The sequence below is a fragment of the Cryobacterium sandaracinum genome, assembly GCF_004403415.1.
GTDB lineage: Bacteria > Actinomycetota > Actinomycetes > Actinomycetales > Microbacteriaceae > Cryobacterium > Cryobacterium sandaracinum.
In genome coordinates this window covers 89,017-105,904 of record NZ_SOGO01000016.1, presented here as the reverse complement: position 1 = coordinate 105,904, position 16,888 = coordinate 89,017, and the positions used below count along the sequence as shown (strand labels likewise).

The following is a 16,888-nucleotide window of genomic DNA, read 5'->3' as shown; positions in this document are numbered from 1 at the left end:
GGTAGACGGCTGAGGCGCGTTCGCGCCAGCATGAACACCATCGTCGGATACTCGATTTCGATGGTGCTCCTGGCTGTCGTCTCGCTTGCGGTCATCCCCTCAATGGTCATGGCAAGCGGCGCGGCAGCGTGGGGAATGATTGCGGCAGGCCAGTCCATCGGCGGCGTGGGTGCGGTTATCGTGGCTTACGGCTGGGGTCTCTCCGGGCCGGCCTCCGTGGCGAGGGCAGACGCGAACATGCGACTCACCGCATATGCGGAGTCGGTTATCTGCAAGCTGCTGATCATTGTGCCCGTCGGCCTTCTTGTTTTTTCGGTGGCCTGGGGTGTCGGTCGCGACTACGCCATCTTCGCCGGAGTCGGTGCCCTGTCCACGGCGACCGTGGGACTGACCGCGAACTGGTGGTTCGTCGGTCTCATGCAACCGTACCGACTCTTGGTTTTCGAAACCGTCCCGCGGGTTCTCGGGACCGGCATCGGCATTTTCTACATGACTCACGGGTCGAGTGCTCTCGTGGGTGTGCTCTGGCAGCTGATCGGTATGGTGACGGCATTCGTGGCCTCAACCATATGGATCCTGCAACCGTGGAGACTCCGTCGACTCCGGTCGCTTCCGCGCAGGCGGATAGGGATGGTGCTTTCTTCGCAGCGGCTGGGTGTCACCTCGACCGTGCTTTCCTCGCTGTATACCTCGACCCCGATTGTCATTGTGTCGTTGATCGCCCCGGGCGCGCAGCCGGTTTACGCCGTTGTCGAGAAGGTGCAGCGCCAGGTGATCGTGGGACTCGGCCCATTCGTCACGATCCTCCAGGGCTGGGTGCCCAAAGCTCGAAGGCAGGACCTCGTCCGCCGAGTCAGGACGGGGCTGGTCGCCGCCGTGGTGTTCGCGGTTGCGCTCGCCGGTCTCATGCTGGCCGTAGCCCCGGAACTGGTGCGTTGGCTCGGCGGCGGCCAGATCAAACCGTCCTTTGTCACCTTGATACTGATGGCGCTGATCACCGGAGTGAGCCTGATCGAGGCGGTCGTCAGCAAGGCCTGCCTGGCGGCATTGCGCAGACTCGATGTGGTGACCGGGGCGACGGCCATCGGAACTCTGGTCGGTCTACCCTGCGTCGCGATCGGAGCCGTGTCCTGGGGGGCAGAGGGGGCGCTCTGTGGTATCTTCGCTGGGCTTTCGCTCAGGCTTCTGCTTGAACTCATGGGCATGCGCCGCGCAATCGCCCAGCACAGCGAGGATGCGCTCGACGTGACAATGGTTCCGGAAATCGGGGTGAGCGGCTCTTGAGTCAGATCAAAGACGCGATGAGGGCGCTGGCTTGGGCGCTGCCGGCGAGCACGGCTAAGAACCGGCTCCTTCGCTCGATCGGCCACGACATTCATCCGACCGCAATGGCGCGATCCTGTCTCGTCCTTCGGGTCACACAGGTCTCGATGGGAGCGAACAGCCGGATAGGCCGATGGAACCTGCTCAAGAACATGCGCCGGGTGTCAATCGGTGATCACGCAACCATCGGCCGCTTGAACGTTTTTTCATCCCACCCCGTGTACAAGCGGCTCTACCCGGACGGCGCGGCACTGGAAATGGGGCCTCATTCAAAAATTACGAGCCGGCATCAGTTCGATTGCTCCGGCTCCATAGTGATCGGCGAGTACTCCAGTGTCGCCGGGCACGAAACCAAGATTGTGACGCACAGCATCGACGTTCGACGAAATGCTCAGGCGGCATATCCGGTGCGAATTGGAGCCCGGAGTTTCGTCGGAGCGCGCTGTCTGCTCTTCGGCGGCGCTATCTTGCCGGATCGGTCGGTCCTGGCGGGAGGATCGGTGCTCGCCCGTGCGAGATCGGGCGGGTTGCCCGGACTATGGGCGGGTGTTCCGGCCGCGCTCCGCGGGCCGATCGACGGTGAGTGGTTCGAGCGTTCGACCACGGGAACCAGTCGGGTCTTCATCCCGGCTACGGGAGAAACGGTGGAAGACGCGCTTTAGCCGCGGGCAGACAGTGCCCGGAACCATTTGCCGAGCAGTAACGCCATGATCAGCGCGTTGGCGGCCAAGAGAAGGCTGTAGACCACCACGAAAGCACCGGGCCAGCCAGTGAGGATGAAGCTGAGCGAGAGGATCCCGTAGTCGGCCGGCAGCAGAGCAATGGCCCTGGCTCTCGAGGGGCGACGAGCCCCGCCCTCGCCGATGGCCGAGGTCGTGGAGGTTGCGTTGGCTGAACGGCGCAGGAGCAGCTCAGTCAGCAGGCCACCCACGAAGGTGACAACGGACACGACCTGGAATGCGAGGGGCACGAGATACCAGATCGGCTCCGTGGACCAGAAGCGGTACGCCGTGATGAGGATCGCTGCGTGGACGGCGACGATCTTGCCGGCGTCCACGACGTGGTCGAGCCACTCGCCAGCGGGGGAACCGCGGCCGGTCAGGCGCGCGACCTGACCGTCTGCCGAATCCAGCGCAAAGCCGAGAACGAGGAGGACCGCAACGCCGACGGCTCGGATCGGGCTTGGTTCTCCGCTGACCAGGAGAACAAGACCCGCCCCGGTCGCAAGGGCCGACAGCCCGGTCACCTGATTGGGCGTCATCCTGAGCCCAAAACACACCGAGGCCAGCACGCGCCCCAACGGTCGATTGACGTATCGCGTGTACAGCGACACCCCGGTCTGTGCCTTCTGCGCACTCGCAAGCTGTGCGTGAGCTTCACGAAACTGTGTCATCACGGGCCATCCTCGGATTGATTGAGCGTGGGCAGCGTGCCCCGTCCTCGGCACATGTTAGCCCCTCGTCGGACGTCACTCCTCCGGGGCATTGCGGGTGTGGCGCACAGGGCGTACGTTTCCGCCGATCCCACTTTTCGCTAAACGTGAGCAATGCTTTCTTACCCAAAGCGCTCCAAGGCCGCGTGAGGCTGGATTCCATAGTTCATTCGCGGTCATCAGAGCTTTTCGGCGATGAGGCTGTTCACCCGAGGGATAGGTAGCTATGCGTAAGCTTGCCGCAATTTTCACGACCGTGGCTGTCGTGGCCGGACTCGTCATAGCGAGTCCCGTGCCACAACCGGCGTCGGCGCTCTCCGGCGGCGTCGCCTTCAGTGCGGACAACCTGTCGACCTGGCAGACGAACGGCGTTGTCTACGGAGTCGGAACGGTGCACGGAAAAGTCGTGGCGGGCGGAACATTTTCTCAGATCAGGCCGCCCAGCGGCGGTGCGGGAGTGCCGAGGAACCAGGGAACGCTTGCGATTTTCAACGCGGAGACAGGAGCCCCTGACAGCTGTCAGTTCGCCATGACCCTTAATGGGGCCACGCCGACCGTGCGGTCGGTGGTTGCCTCACCCGACGGCAACACCATCTACATCGGGGGCAATTTCTCCTCCGTCGGCGGGGTGAACGCCGCGCGGGTAGCCGCGATCGACCCGGTCGCCTGCACCGTCAAGCCGTTCCGGGTGGCGGGGGTGTCTTCCCTCGTCCGCGGCATGGCTGCCACCTCGTCCACCCTGTACCTGGCTGGGGAGTTCCAGACCGTCGGCGGCCAGGCGCGCAAGCGCTTTGCAGCGGTGGACGCGACGTCGGGCGCGCTTCTGCCCTGGGCCCCGGCGGCTGACACTGTCGGGCGGGCCGTGGCCGTCTCTCCCGACCGCAGCAGGGTAGCCATCGGTGGGGACTTTTTCACGGTCAATGACCAGGATTCCCACTCCATCGCGGTCGTCGATGCGACCACCGGCGCAAACGTGCGTAATTACCCCCTCGGCTTCATCCCGCGTACCTCGGTGACCAAGACCCTGTGGTCGGACGGCACGGCGTTCTACGGGGGCAACGAAGGAACGGGGGGCGGAGTCTTCGACGGTCGCTTCGCCGTCAATTGGAGCACACTCGACCAGACTTGGCGGGACAACTGCCTGGGCGCAACGCAGGCGGTGCTCGAATACCAGGGCACCCTGTATTCCGCGAGTCACGCGCACGACTGCTCATCGAACAACGCCTTTCCTGACGGGAGACGGATGTTTTTGATGGCACAGAACACCTCGGACGCGGCTTTGCTGGGCTGGTTCCCGACTTCCAATGACGGTACGGGCGAAGGAATCGGCCCGCGTGCTCTCACCATTGCCACCGGCGCCACAACGGGAAAGAAGTACCTCTGGTACGGCGGTGAGTTCACTGTCATCAACGGCGTCGTCCAACAGGGACTCACACGCTTCGGTCCGGATGACGTCGGTGCGCCGCCCACCCCGGTCGTTGCAGCCGAGGCGCTCACTTCGGGCGCCAATCAGATTCGCTTCCGCACCGTGGTCGACCCTGACGACAGTGCCTTGACGTACAACGTCTACCGGAACGGCGGAGCGACCCCAATCTGGACCGGCTCTGCCAGTTCCCTGTGGTGGACCCGTCCCCAGGTGACCGTCGTTGACACGAATGTCGCCGCGGGCACGAATTACACCTACCGGGTGACGGCGAATGACGGGGTCAACACCAGTCCGCTGTCGGCGTCAGTAGCAGCCCGCGCCGTCACCAAGGGGGTTGACTATCCCACTCAGGTGATCCAGGACGGAGCCAGGCTGTATTGGCGTCTGGATGAGGTTTCCGGTCCCTGGGCACAGGACAAGTCCGGTGCGACGGTCACCGGCCTGAACGGCCTATACAAGAACGGCGTCACCTACCGGGCGCCTGGCGCGATCGTCGGTGACACCAACACCTCCGCTACGTTCAATGGGACTGATGGCTACATCTGGAGCGACCAGCAGAAACCGGCACCCACCACTTACTCGATCGAAACCTGGATCAAGACGACATCCACCCAAGGGGGGAAGATCATCGGATTCGGGGATGGTCGGCCGAGCACCGGGACTGGCAACACGAACCTGAGCGGGAATTACGATAAACACATCTACATGGATAACCAGGGTCGCCTGACCTTCGGTGTCTACATCGGTCGCACCGAAACGATCAAGACGGCCTCGTCGTACAATGATGATAAGTGGCACCACATCGTGGCAACCCAGAGCGGGTCCGGAATGAAGTTGTTCGTGGACGGCGTCCGGGTGGGCCAGAACGCCACCAGCACCAGCCAGCAATACAGCGGTAACTGGCATGTCGGTGGCGACAACCTGAATGGCTGGCCCAGCCAGCCGTCTAGCGCTTTCTTCGGCGGCCAGATAGACGACACCGCGGTCTATGCATCCGCCCTGAGCGCCGCGCAGATCGCCCAGCACTACACTCTCGCTGGGGGAACCCTCGCCGTTCCGCCGACCCCGACAGACGCGTATGGAGCCAGGATCTACACGGACGAGCCTGATGTGTACTGGCGCCTCGACGAAACCTCTGGAAGCACGGCGAAAGACTCATCGTCCGACGCCCAGAGCGAAGGAGATTACGGCGCTGCAGTCCAGCTGCAGCAGCCGAAGGCGATCAAGGTCGGGACTGCCGTGCAGACCAGCGGAACTCAGGACGGCGGCATTGCGACCAAGACCGCACGCTCATCGGTTGCCCAGTTCTCCACGGAAGCTTGGTTCAAGACGGACACGACATCCGGCGGGAAGATCGTCGGCTTTGAGAACGTCGCGACCGGGCAGGGTTCGAATTACGACAAGCAGATCTACATGACCAATTCCGGGAGCATCATCTTCGGCGTGTACGTCGGGGGCTTCCAACTCATCGAATCGCCGGCGGGATTCAACAACAACGCCTGGCATCACGTAGTGGGCACGCAGGGACCCGATGGGATGAAGCTCTACCTGGATGGCACAGAGGTCGGCTCGAACCCTACCAACTTCAACCAGGCGTTTGACGGCTACTGGCGTGCCGGTGGTGGCAACCTCAACAGCTGGCCCTCGCAGCCCGCGAGTCCCTACTTTGCGGGCACGCTCGACGAGATGGCGGTCTATCCGTCGGCCCTGAGCGCGGCGGCCGTCGCGGCTCACTATGAGCTGGGCTCCAACACCGCTCCCGACGTCATGGCGCCGAGCGCTCCCTCCGGCCTGACGTCAACCGTCTCAAACGGCTCCGTCGCGTTGGCCTGGATTCCGTCAACAGACAATGTCGGCGTCACCGGCTACGCGGTGCACCGCGGGTCTGCATCCGGCTTCGTCGCTGACGCCACCAACAAGATCGCCGACGTGACAGCTTCGTCCTATACGGATCCTGGGCTCGCCGACGGTACGTATCATTACGTCGTGATCGCCTACGACGCCAGAGGCAACGCCAGTCCGGCTTCCGCGTCGGTTCCCGCGACGGTGGCGACCCCCGACACTGTCGCACCAAGCGTTCCGACTGGTCTGACGGCGTCGGTGTCGGGGAGTGCGGTTTCGGTGGCCTGGACGGCGTCGACAGACAATGTCACGGTGACGGGTTACTCGGTGTACCGAGGGACTACGGCCGAGCTCGTCGCTGATGCGTCAAGCAAGATCGCGGATGTCTCGGGTGCGTCGTATTCGGATCCCGGTCTGGCTGCGGGGGTTTACTTCTACAAGGTGGTGGCGCGTGATGCCGCCGGCAATGTGAGTGCCGCCTCTGGTGCCGCGGAGGCGACGGTTCAGGCTGCCCCTGTGGGACCGGTGGTCCTTACGACCGGTGCCAGCGAAGACTCGACGACGTACCAGGTGCTTCCCACGACCAACTTCGGGTCCAGTAACCAGTTGTCGTCCCGGGGGGCGGGCACGTCGCTGATCGAGTCGTACCTAAAGTTTGCAGTCCCGGCTGCGCCGGTGGGCACTGTGCTCAGCGGGGCGACCCTGCGGATTCGAACCTCGACCGACTCGACCGCCGCCTCGGTGGATGCCCAGACATTTAAGCTGCTGAGTGGGAATTGGACAGAGGGCACGGTGAACTGGAACAACCGACCCACCGGTCTGGGAGCGGATCTGGGGAGTCTCACCGGCGCATCGGCGACGAACACGGCTTACTCGGTCCCGCTCGATGCGGGGCAGCTGAGCGCTCTCTCTGGTTCTACGGTGTCCGTCGCGCTGGTCAGTGCCGGCCCGGACAACCTCCGGCTGTGGTCGACCAACAGCACCAACGTCACCTATCGCCCGCTGCTCACCCTGACCTACACAGCGAGCTGAATGTCCAGCGGTACCGACGTGCAGAGCACGGCTGACATCAGCCGCGCTCCGTTCCTGCCGCCAATAAACCGAAGACAGTTCCTCCTGGCCGGCGCCTCAACACTGCTGCTGTCGGCTTGCCAAGCCACGCCCGCTCCCCCGGTCTCCGTACTCCCGACTGCTGCGGCACGATATGCAATCGGAGATCTCCTCGGAACGACACCGTTCTACATAGCTCACCGTGGCTCCGGAGACAACTGGGTCGAGCACAGCTTCGATTCGTACAGCCGCGTGATCGACAGCGGGGCCAAAGCGATCGAAGTCTCGGTCAGCGCCACCTCAGACGGCGTGTTGGTGTGCCATCACGATCTGACGACCAAGCGGATGACGGGTGTCGACCTCCCGATCGCGGAAGTCACCTGGGAGGAACTGTCGCAACTTCGCAGCGACGCGAGAGCCTGGCTCGGCCCTGCGGCAGAACGGGAGCCGCTGCCGTTGCTCGCCGACGTACTGGATGCCTTCGCCACAACGCACGTGATCTTTCTCGAAGACAAGCAAGGCACGAATACGGAAGCCCTGCTCAAGGTCATGGACAGCTACTCGCACTCCACGGAGCATTTCGTCTGGAAACAATGGGCAGGTGCAACGCAATACACACTGGTCGACGGGCACGGTTACACAACCTGGGGATACTTCACTCCGGAACTTTTCGAGCGTGCAAATGAACTCGCGCCTCGTTTCGATTTGCTCGGGGTGTCACACAGGGCGACGGATGTGCAGGTGGCCGTGTTGGTGGGCTTCGGCAAACCGGTTATCGCGTGGGAGGTGCACTATCGCTCGATGCGTGACCGGATGAGCGACCTCGGCGTGGCCGGGATGATGTGCTCTAATCTGCCCTACGTGACCGGGACGACCGCTGGGAGTCAGGGTGACGCCTTCGGAACCGGGCTGCGGGCCGCCGGCGACCTGCCCTGGACCATTGACGAGGGCACTCTGGTGCAGCCCCTGATCGACGCGGGCGCCGCATCCGTGGCACTGGACCACCGGGACGTGCAGAGCTACTTGATGGGCTCAATGTGCCCGGTGGGTCCCGGATCATACCGGATCACGTGCGAGCTCCGTTGGCCGGAATCGCTTCCAAGGGAGGAGCAGCACGCCGGGCTCGCCTTCGGTGCCGCCGACGACCGCCCTTACCGAGTCAGGGTGGCCAGCGATGTGTCCGGGTACCACATGATTCTCCGGGCGAACGGCTCCCTTGAATTATTCAGCCGGGTCGCGGGGACGACCGAGGGCACGCGATTGAGAGCGGTGCTGACCGCCCCACCACGGGCTTCGGAGTGGGTGCGTCTCCAGATCGAAGTCCTCGCAAACAGTATTCGGATCCTGCGACTTGACGGTGACGGCTGGTCGATGGACATCGATGATGCGAGCTACCGGGGAGGCTATTTCTGGCTATGCAAGAACTACCAGGATGGACCGCCGGTCGAATTCAGGTCAATCCTCGTCAGTTGATGTCCATTCGTTCCGGGCTGTCCATTTCCGCTTCACTTCGGTTCGATTGCATCCGTCGCCCCGGTCAGAATCGGCCTCGCCAACCGATTTCTCTCGACACCGCCGTCAACGGCTCCCTTCTCCAGAATTCGCCGAATCCGGCCGATTGCAGCGTCTGAGGACAGGAAGTCGGCCGAGAACTTCCGCCCGGCCGCCCCGTACGCGGCCGAAGACTCCGCATCGCCACCGAGCATCTCGGCCGCGTCCACAAGGTCGCCGGGGACCGCGGCGTTGATTCTGATTCCGCCGCCGGCCAACGCCAGCTCATCGGCGGTGACACTGGATTCATCAGTTGCCGCGATGACGGGTAACCCCGTGTTGAAGTACGTCGTGAGTTTGCTCGGTACGCACATTTCCGTCAAGCCAGGCCGCTCATTGACGAGCAGGATGTCTGCGGCTGAGAGGGTCGCCTGGAACGCTTCTTCGGGTAGGGGATCGATGAATTCGAGACGGCGGTTTCCGCCCATGGCTTCGAGTTGATGCCGCTTGTTTCCGTCGCCGAGGAGAACGAATCTCACTCTCGATCCCCGCTTCTCTGCGATCTCTGAAGCGTGGACAACGTTCTCGAGAGCCTGTTTGGCACCCATGTTCCCCGCGTGGAGAACGACGATATCATCCGATTTCCAGCCTCGAGTGGTGCGCACATCTTCCCGACGGTGGCCGTTCGGGTAGTCGGTGTGACACCAATTGCGAATGACCTCTACGGAGTCGGCGTCGATGGCCAGCTCCTCAACCAGATAGCGCTTGAACCGCTCGTGGATCACGACGACTGTGTTCGCACTGCGGAGGATGGACCGCTCGATCCCGCGGAGCAACCAGGTGGCCAGGCGGCCCCCTGTTCCACTCTCGGACACTCCGAGGCTATAAATGTCCTGCACCCAAATACAGGTGTTGGTATGGACCAGGCGCGCGCGCAGCATTGCCGCGCCCACGGAGAATAAGGCTGGTGTAACCAGCACGGCGACGTCGGGCTTGTCCCACTTGCTGAACACTGCCCGAATCCCGAAGCTGAGTTCCATACCCAGGCGGTTCCACAGGCGCGGTTTCGACGGCACACCGTGAGGGGCCCTGGTGACATTGACACCTCTGATTCTTTCGTGCGCATGCTCGCGCCCGTGTACGCGGTTGTGGCCGTCGTAGCCGTCGTAGATCCGCCATTGCGGGTAATGCGGATTGCCGGTGATCACAGTGACCGGGTGACCGGTCGCGGCCAGTGCTTCCGAGAGCCCAGCGGTGTAGACGGCGATGCCGGTCGGCTCGGGGGAATAGTTGAGTCCAATGATGGTGACCCTCATCTGCCCGCTCACCGCCCGCGAAAATCTGCTTGATGGGAAACAAACCAGGCGTAAGCGTCTTCGAGGCCGTCCTCGAGATCGATCGTCGGCTTCCAGCCCAGCGCCTGGATGCGGGTAACGTCCATCAACTTGCGAGGAGCACCATCGGGCTTGCTGTTGTCGAAGGTCAGACGGCCGGTGAAGCGGGTGACTTTGGCGACCGCCGATGCCAGGTCGTTGATGCTGCAGTCAGAGCCGGTCCCGACGTTGACGTGCGACAGCATCGGCGTAGTGCTGGCCTGGTACACCTCCCGGTCCAGTTCCATGATGTGCACGCTGGCCGCCGCCATATCGTCTACATGAAGGAATTCCCGTCGCGGGCTGCCGCTGCCCCAGATGACGACCTTATCCTCCCCGCCTTCTCGTGCGTCGTGGAAACGCCTGAGTAAACCGGGGATGACATGGCTGAAGGATGCGTGATAGTTGTCTCCGGGACCATAGAGATTCGTGGGCATCACGCTTCGGTAGTCCCGCCCGTACTGGCGATTGAAGCTCTCGCACAGTTTGATTCCGGCGATCTTGGCGATGGCGTACGGTTCGTTGGTGGCTTCGAGCGTGCCGGTCAGGAGCGCGTCTTCGGCCATCGGTTGGTGGGCAAACTTGGGATAGATGCAGGACGAGCCGAGGAATAGGAGCCTCGGAACGCCGAAGTCGTGCGCGGACTTGATGATGTTGGCCTCGATCAGGAGGTTGTCGTAGATGAAATCCGCCGGCGAGGAGTCGTTGGCTTCAATCCCGCCGACTTTCGCGGCAGCGAGATAGGCCTGATCGATGTGATTGCCCTCGAAGAAGGCCCGAACGGCTCGCTGGTCGACGAGGTCGAGTTCCGAATGACTGGCGGTCACGATGTTGACGTAACCCAACGACGTGAGTCTGCGCACGATCGCCGAGCCCACCATCCCGTTGTGTCCCGCGACGTAGACAGCAGCGCCGGTGTTGCGGTTCACCAGCTTTCCAGGGACACGAGGGAGGGAAAACCGTGACTTTTCAGGAGGGCGGTTTTCTGCGCGATCATCAGGTCGGAGGCGACCATCTCCGCGCACATCTCCCGCACGCTGATCTCCGGCAGCCAGCCAAGCTTCAGGCGCGCGCGTGTCGAGTCGCCGAGCAGAGTGTCGACTTCGGCTGGCCTGAAGTACCGGGGATCGACTCGCACGATGACGTCTCCCGGGCGAACGGCAGGGGAGAGTTCTCCGACGACGCTGTCGACGATGCCGATCTCATTCAGGCCCTCACCCTCGAATCTCAAGGTGATGCCGAGCTCGCTCGCCGACCATTCGACGAATTCGCGCACAGAATATTGGACTCCCGTGGCGATCACGAAGTCTTCCGGTGCGTCCTGCTGGAGCATCATCCATTGGAGCCGAACGTAGTCGCGTGCATGGCCCCAGTCGCGGAGAGAGTTTAGGTTTCCGAGGAACAGGCCGGACTCGAGACCCTGGGCGATGTTAGCGAGGGCCCGAGTGATTTTCCTAGTCACGAACGTCTCACCGCGACGCGGGGATTCGTGATTGAAAAGAATCCCGTTGCAGGCGTACATCCCGTAAGACTCTCGGTAATTCACGGTCATCCAGTAGGCGTACAGCTTGGCGACCGCATACGGAGAACGGGGATGGAAGGGCGTGATCTCACTCTGGGGTGTCTCCCTGACCAGTCCGTACAGTTCAGATGTCGAGGCCTGGTAGAACCTCACCCGGTCCGTCATTCCCAGCAATCGCACCGCCTCAAGCAGGCGCAGGGTGCCTAGGGCATCGATGTCAGCGGTGTATTCGGGCATTTCGAAGCTCACGGCCACATGGGATTGTGCACCCAGGTTGTAGATCTCGTCCGGCTGCACCTCCTGAATGATGCGGGTGAGGTTCGATGAGTCGGAGAGATCCCCGAAATGGAGGAAGAAGCGCGCGTTGCGCTCGTGCGGATCCTGATAAATGTGATCGATTCGCTGTGTGTTGAGCTGCGATGAGCGGCGTTTGAGTCCGTGCACCTCGTAGCCCATCGACAGGAGGAACTCGGCCAGGTAGGAGCCGTCCTGGCCGGTTACACCGGTGATGAGTGCCCGTTTCGGAATCATGGTTGTCCTATCGCTCGCTGTTGCTGAAGTCATGAACCGGTTGGTTGTCGGGCGCGTTGGTGGACATGGCCGTCAGCGCAAGGCGAAGGGCCGTGCTCGAGGTCGAGATGGTGTACGGGAAAAAGATGACTTCTACGCCCACCTCGGCGAATTGGCGCTCAAGACGGCGACCTTTCTCGGTGCCCTTCCAGTCGTCGCCTTTGAAATAGACGTCAAAGCGAAGAGAGCGCCAGGTATCCATCTTGTTGTCGGCGATTTCAGCTACCGCTTCATTGACAAAGGCGATGTGGCGAACGATCTCAAGCCTCTCGGCCAACGGCACGACGGGTAGTGAACCCTTGGTCACCAGGAGCATCTCGTCAGACATCACGCCGGCGATCAAATAGTCGCATTGGCTCTTCGCGTTTCTAAGGATGTTGAGGTGACCGATGTGGAAGAGGTCGAAAGCCCCGCCAGCGTAGCCGACTGTCCTTGTCACGGTGATTCCTCCGTTGATCGGTTTTTCGCATTCTTCATCAGTACGCACCCACCGGGCGCATGACGGTTTTGAAGGTGCGCCAGATGATGATCAGGTCACCGGCCAGCGACCAGTTCTCGACGTAGTAGAGGTCGAGCCGCACGCTGTCCTCCCAGCTCAGATTCGACCGGCCGTTGATCTGCCACATCCCCGTCAGACCCGGCTTGATATATAGACGCCGGTGCACGTGGATCTCGTAGGCTTCGACCTCCACCGGAAGCGGCGGTCGCGGACCCACGAGGCTCATGTTCCCGACCAGGATGTTCCAGAGCTGGGGAAGCTCGTCGAGCGAGTACTTGCGGAGCACACGTCCCACCCGGGTGATGCGCGGATCATTGCGAATCTTGAAGAGCGCTCCGGATGCCTCGTTCTGATCGAGCAGGCCTGCCAGGTCGTCCTCGGCCGTCTGCACCATGGAGCGGAATTTGACCATTTGAAAGGTGCGCTCATTGCGCCCGCACCGCTCCTGGTGGAAGAGGACGGGACCCGGGGAGTCGAGCTTCACCGCAATCGCGATGGCCACCAGGAGCGGCCAGAAGACAAGGAGTGCGATCCCGGACACGCCGATGTCCAGGAAGCGTTTGAGGACGTGCTTTGTCCCCTCGAATTGTGGGATCTCAACGTGGATCAGGGGCAAGCCTTCGACCGGCCGGAAATGGATGCGCGGACCGGCGACATCCGTGAGTTGGTTGGACAGCACCAGGTCTGCGGATGTCCCCTCCAACTGCCAGCCGAGGGTGCGGATGTACTCGCTCCCCCAGCTGGGCTGGCCGGCGACGATCACGGTATCGACGGCAAGATCGGCGGCCGCGATGGCGACGTGTGCCGGGTCGGAAACCACCGGAATCGTTCGGCTTTCGGTTTTCACCGGGGACTTCGAGTCGCTCGCGAGTGCCACCCCCACCACGTAGTAGGTGGCGCCGGCATTCTCAATCTGGCCGACCACGTATTCGACGTCGGCTCGATTTCCGACCACGATGACTCGCGCGAGGTAGTGGCCGAAAAGCCTCTGGCGCAGCAACCACCGGCGCCAGAGCCAGCGTTCCAGCACAAGGCCGCACATGCCGAGGGGGAGTGCGAGCACGAAGAAGCCGCGTGCGACGTCGACCTGGAATGCCAGGAAACCGATTGCGAGGAGGCCAAACGTGATCGCGCTCGCGTTGATCACCTGTTTGTACTCGGTGGCCCCGATCCCGATGACGCGGGAGTCCCGAGTGTGGAAGACCCCCAGGGTCGCGATCCAGCTGAGCATGATGAGCAGGGCGACCAACCAGTAGTCGGCCCGATATCCGCCGACGGATGCTTGGGCACCCTCACCGCCGAACCTGACGATCAGGGCCGTCGCGACCGCGGTCGTGACGATGCCCACGTCGCTCATCAGGAGTTTCATCCGAAACTGTTTGGCCCAGACCAGGCCGGACGACTTCGCGTCGACGCTGACTGGGTTCTTCAGCGCCGGTGCCGGCACCAGGGCGAGCTTCGGCTGGGCGGTGGGAAGGCGCCCCGCGAAGGGCAGGCGCGGTTGAGGGTCCGTCACCGTCTGCTCACCCCGCCAGCAAGGGGCGGTGGAGCGCTCGGCGCTCGGCCTGGGTGGGGCCGGTGAATATTGGTCGACGAATAGGTCGACACGTCGCGGACGTCTTCACGTGAATCCTCTGCATTTCGGGTGTACAGAGCGGGATGGGATTCGCCCGGGAAAGCCTGTCTAGGGAACGAGACAACCCGACCAAACAAACAAGTGATAAATCTTCAACTGCTTGCGAGCTGACCATACCCCCGAACGCCCAAGTCGGCTCGGACCCCGAATGGGGGACGGGCGGAGCTCACTCATCTCGGTGGGCGGGCACATCGTGCGCAGGGCACCTAATGTTCCATTAGCGAGCTCGACAACCCGGACGCCATCATCGCGGCAGCGGACCACTTCGACGGGTAGCTTTTTCTCATGACATTCAACGACAACGCGAACATCGGCGGCGGCCGGGTCAGCAAAAGGGGCCGCACCGCGGGAATCGCAGTGGGCGGCGGCGTGGGTGCGATCGCCCTCTTTCTGCTCTCACAGCTCCTGGGTGTCGACCTGAGCAGCCTGGCCGGCGGCGGCACGCAGCCCGTCGACAGCGGCAGCGTGTCGAATCTGTCCGAGTGCACGACCGGCGCCCAGGCGAACGAAGACGTCGAGTGCCGGATCAAGGGCGCGGCGGCGTCTCTCGACGTATTCTGGGCTGAGGAGCTGCCCGCCCGCGGAGCCGAATACCAGCGGCCGCCGGTTGCGCTGTTCACCGACAGCGTCGGAACCGGGTGCGGCGGGGCCACCAGCGCCACCGGGCCATTCTACTGCCCGCCGGATGCGACCATCTACATCGACACCGCGTTCTTCGGCGACCTGCGCACCCGCTTTGGCTCGTCGGGCGGCCCGCTCGCCGAAATGTACGTCGTGGCGCACGAATGGGGCCACCACATCCAGAATCTCGATGGAACCCTCGCGGCCTCCCAGGATGGACAGACCGGGGCCGGCTCCAACGCGGTGCGCGTCGAACTTCAGGCCGATTGTTTCGCCGGCGCCTGGGCCGGGGCCGCCTCCGACACCCGCGACACCGGCGGAGTGCCCTTCCTGAAGCCCATCACCCCGGCACAGATTCAAGATGCGCTCAGTGCGGCATCCGCAATCGGCGACGACCGCATCCAGGAGTCCATGCAGGGCCAGGTCAACCCGGAGGCCTGGACCCACGGCTCCAGCGAACAGCGCCAGCGGTGGTTCCAGACCGGCTTCGACGACGGCGCCGGTAGCTGCGACACGTTCGCGCCGGCCGACGCGGTGCTGTAGAGCGGGCGGGTCAGTTGCGCGTGAGTATGCCGTCGTGTTCGGTGTAATCTTCGCCGGTGACCGGACACACAAAGCGGTTGTCTCCCTCGGCCCGCAGGGGCAGGCCGCTGCGTCCGACCCAGCCGGTGCGCCGAGCCGGCACGCCGACCACCAGGGCGTAGTCGGGGACATTCTCGGTGACGACCGCACCGGCTGCCACCATGGCCCACCGTCCGATCGTGAGCGGGGCGATGCAGACCGCGTGGGCGCCGATCGACGCGCCGGTACGCACGGTCACCCCCACGAGGTCGCGGTCGTCGGTGGCCCTGAGCGTTCCGTCGGGATTCACGGCCCGAGGATGCGTGTCATTGGTGAAGACCGCCGCGGCGCCCACGAAAACCCCGTCCTCCAATAGGGAAGGCTCGTAGATGACCGCGTAGTCCTGGATCGTACAGTGCCGCCCAACCACGACGCCGGGTCCGATATAGGCGCCGCGGGCGAGAACGCACTCGGGGCCGAGCCGCGCGTATTCGCGCACCTGCACGAGCGGGCGGATCGTGCAACCGGGGCCGATGACGGCGCTTGGATCGATCTCGGCCGACGCCGCGACTCCCATCACGGCCCCTCGGGTGGCAGGAAAAGGGTCGGGTGCTCCGCGAGGGGGCGGAGGAATCGACGATAAAGAAGCGTATTCACGGTGATTCCCTGCAGTTCGGGTTACAGGTCGGAGAAGTCCTGCCGCGGTGGTTGCCGCGTGCGCCGCTGCCGGGAATCCTCGCACGACATCTGCGAACAATCTGACGTTTTCTCAGCGTGTCACAGCACGGAATGTACCCCCGTTCGGACGCGAGCTACTAGGACCTCTTCGGGGGGGGGGGGGGCTTGGTTCGGGAGGTGAACGCGCTGCGAGCCGGAGTCTTCCCCGGGCGGCCTACGGATACCGGGCTGCGAGGCAAAAAAAAAAAGAAGGCCACCCCAGTAGAAGCCTGGGAATGACCTTCAGTGGCCCCGACCGGCGTCGATCCGGTGACCTTTCGATTTTCAGTCGAACGCTCTACCAACTGAGCTACAGGGCCAGAAGTGGCTTCGAGAAGCCGCTTCAAGGAAAAAAACCCTCTCTGTCGAAAGGGCTTGTTGCCTGTGCGACCCTGACCGGACTTGAACCGGCGACCTCCGCCGTGACAGGGCGGCGCGCTAACCAACTGCGCTACAGGGCCTCGTAAGAAGAACTAACGAGAGTCGAACTTTGTCTAGCTGTTTTCGTACTTGCTTATTCTTGCACATCCCAGACCTGCAGGATGCGTAGCCCCAACGGGATTCGAACCCGTGTTAACGCCGTGAAAGGGCGCCGTCCTAGGCCGCTAAACGATGGGGCCGAGACGCCATAAACCTCATGGCTTCCGACGCATAAGCATACGGTCTACCGCCCGGGAATCTCAAATCGAGAGCAAAAAGTGTTCCTTCCGGGGGTGTCGCAGGCATTGAGCCCGTGAATTTCCCAGGTTTCGCTTGACGGGCCGCTAGATTCAAGGGGGGTGTTTTTACCCTGTTGTTGTTACTCTGAGCCGGTCTCAAGCAGTA

At 63.0% G+C, this 16,888-nt stretch carries 12 protein-coding genes and 3 tRNA genes; 5 read left to right on the top strand and 10 right to left on the bottom strand.

What is annotated here, in order from left to right:
- The first annotated feature begins 30 nt into the window (after positions 1–30).
- Positions 31–1,284: a polysaccharide biosynthesis protein gene (locus E3T25_RS05180; protein ID WP_134372756.1), complete on the top strand. Its 1,254-nt coding sequence runs from the start codon at positions 31–33 to the stop codon at positions 1,282–1,284.
- Positions 1,281–1,985, top strand: coding sequence for an acyltransferase (locus E3T25_RS05175; RefSeq protein ID WP_104102499.1), 705 nt, complete (start codon positions 1,281–1,283; stop codon positions 1,983–1,985). The genes E3T25_RS05180 and E3T25_RS05175 overlap by 4 nt, the downstream gene beginning before the upstream one ends.
- Here the strand turns inward: E3T25_RS05175 and E3T25_RS05170 are convergent.
- Positions 1,982–2,716 (bottom strand): CDP-alcohol phosphatidyltransferase family protein, encoded by a 735-nt coding sequence (locus E3T25_RS05170; RefSeq protein ID WP_104102497.1) that lies wholly within the window; start codon positions 2,714–2,716, stop codon positions 1,982–1,984. The genes E3T25_RS05175 and E3T25_RS05170 overlap by 4 nt on opposite strands.
- Before the next feature lie 265 nt (positions 2,717–2,981).
- Here E3T25_RS05170 and E3T25_RS05165 point away from each other — a divergent pair, with 265 nt between their 5' ends.
- Positions 2,982–7,055 carry a LamG-like jellyroll fold domain-containing protein gene (locus E3T25_RS05165; protein ID WP_134372753.1) on the top strand — a complete coding sequence of 1,358 codons (4,074 nt, stop codon included), beginning with the start codon at positions 2,982–2,984 and terminating at the stop codon, positions 7,053–7,055.
- Complete coding sequence (locus E3T25_RS05160) at positions 7,056–8,546, top strand: glycerophosphodiester phosphodiesterase (protein WP_134372750.1); 1,491 nt, start codon at positions 7,056–7,058, stop codon at positions 8,544–8,546.
- Between the two features lie 32 nt (positions 8,547–8,578).
- On the opposite strand, the gene E3T25_RS05155 is transcribed toward E3T25_RS05160, so the two are convergent.
- From E3T25_RS05155 to E3T25_RS05135, 5 genes are read right to left on the bottom strand one after another with little or no spacing between them, the layout of a single operon-like run.
- Complete coding sequence (locus E3T25_RS05155) at positions 8,579–9,880, bottom strand: glycosyltransferase (RefSeq protein WP_134343213.1); 1,302 nt, start codon at positions 9,878–9,880, stop codon at positions 8,579–8,581.
- A gap of 8 nt (positions 9,881–9,888) precedes the next feature.
- Positions 9,889–10,866, bottom strand: coding sequence for a GDP-L-fucose synthase (fcl, locus tag E3T25_RS05150; RefSeq protein ID WP_104102488.1), 978 nt, complete (start codon positions 10,864–10,866; stop codon positions 9,889–9,891).
- Complete coding sequence (gene gmd / locus E3T25_RS05145) at positions 10,863–11,987, bottom strand: GDP-mannose 4,6-dehydratase (RefSeq protein ID WP_241976914.1); 1,125 nt, start codon at positions 11,985–11,987, stop codon at positions 10,863–10,865. The genes fcl and gmd overlap by 4 nt, the downstream gene beginning before the upstream one ends.
- Positions 11,988–11,997: 10 nt before the next feature.
- Entirely contained in the window at positions 11,998–12,468 is a 471-nt protein-coding gene (locus tag E3T25_RS05140) for an FAD synthase family protein (RefSeq protein ID WP_104102482.1), read from the bottom strand.
- A 37-nt stretch (positions 12,469–12,505) separates the two neighbouring features.
- Complete coding sequence (locus E3T25_RS05135; RefSeq protein WP_233191492.1) at positions 12,506–14,044, bottom strand: sugar transferase; 1,539 nt, start codon at positions 14,042–14,044, stop codon at positions 12,506–12,508.
- A gap of 405 nt (positions 14,045–14,449) precedes the next feature.
- Between E3T25_RS05135 and ypfJ the strand changes: the two genes are divergently transcribed.
- Positions 14,450–15,328: a KPN_02809 family neutral zinc metallopeptidase gene (gene ypfJ / locus E3T25_RS05130; protein WP_134372747.1), complete on the top strand. Its 879-nt coding sequence runs from the start codon at positions 14,450–14,452 to the stop codon at positions 15,326–15,328.
- Between the two features lie 10 nt (positions 15,329–15,338).
- Here the strand turns inward: ypfJ and E3T25_RS05125 are convergent, their stop codons facing one another.
- The 4 genes from E3T25_RS05125 to E3T25_RS05110 all read right to left on the bottom strand — a co-directional run bounded on the left by E3T25_RS05125 (position 15,339) and on the right by E3T25_RS05110 (position 16,683).
- Positions 15,339–15,923: an acyltransferase gene (locus E3T25_RS05125; RefSeq protein ID WP_104102715.1), complete on the bottom strand. Its 585-nt coding sequence runs from the start codon at positions 15,921–15,923 to the stop codon at positions 15,339–15,341.
- A 387-nt stretch (positions 15,924–16,310) separates the two neighbouring features.
- Positions 16,311–16,383, bottom strand: a tRNA-Phe gene (locus E3T25_RS05120).
- Between the two features lie 67 nt (positions 16,384–16,450).
- Positions 16,451–16,524: transfer RNA gene (locus E3T25_RS05115), tRNA-Asp, on the bottom strand.
- A gap of 86 nt (positions 16,525–16,610) precedes the next feature.
- Positions 16,611–16,683: transfer RNA gene (locus tag E3T25_RS05110), tRNA-Glu, on the bottom strand.
- Positions 16,684–16,888: the final 205 nt, after the last annotated feature.

Bases quoted from the DNA above. Each gene is read 5' to 3' on its own strand.
- E3T25_RS05180 (WP_134372756.1), top strand. From the start codon at position 31: ATGAACACCATCGTCGGATACTCGATTTCGATGGTGCTCCTGGCTGTC.
- E3T25_RS05170 (WP_104102497.1), bottom strand. From the start codon at position 2,716: ATGACACAGTTTCGTGAAGCTCACGCACAGCTTGCGAGTGCGCAGAAG.
- E3T25_RS05165 (WP_134372753.1), top strand. From the start codon at position 2,982: ATGCGTAAGCTTGCCGCAATTTTCACGACCGTGGCTGTCGTGGCCGGA.
- E3T25_RS05160 (WP_134372750.1), top strand. From the start codon at position 7,056: ATGTCCAGCGGTACCGACGTGCAGAGCACGGCTGACATCAGCCGCGCT.
- E3T25_RS05155 (WP_134343213.1), bottom strand. From the start codon at position 9,880: ATGAGGGTCACCATCATTGGACTCAACTATTCCCCCGAGCCGACCGGC.
- ypfJ (WP_134372747.1), top strand. From the start codon at position 14,450: ATGACATTCAACGACAACGCGAACATCGGCGGCGGCCGGGTCAGCAAA.
- E3T25_RS05125 (WP_104102715.1), bottom strand. From the start codon at position 15,923: ATGGGAGTCGCGGCGTCGGCCGAGATCGATCCAAGCGCCGTCATCGGC.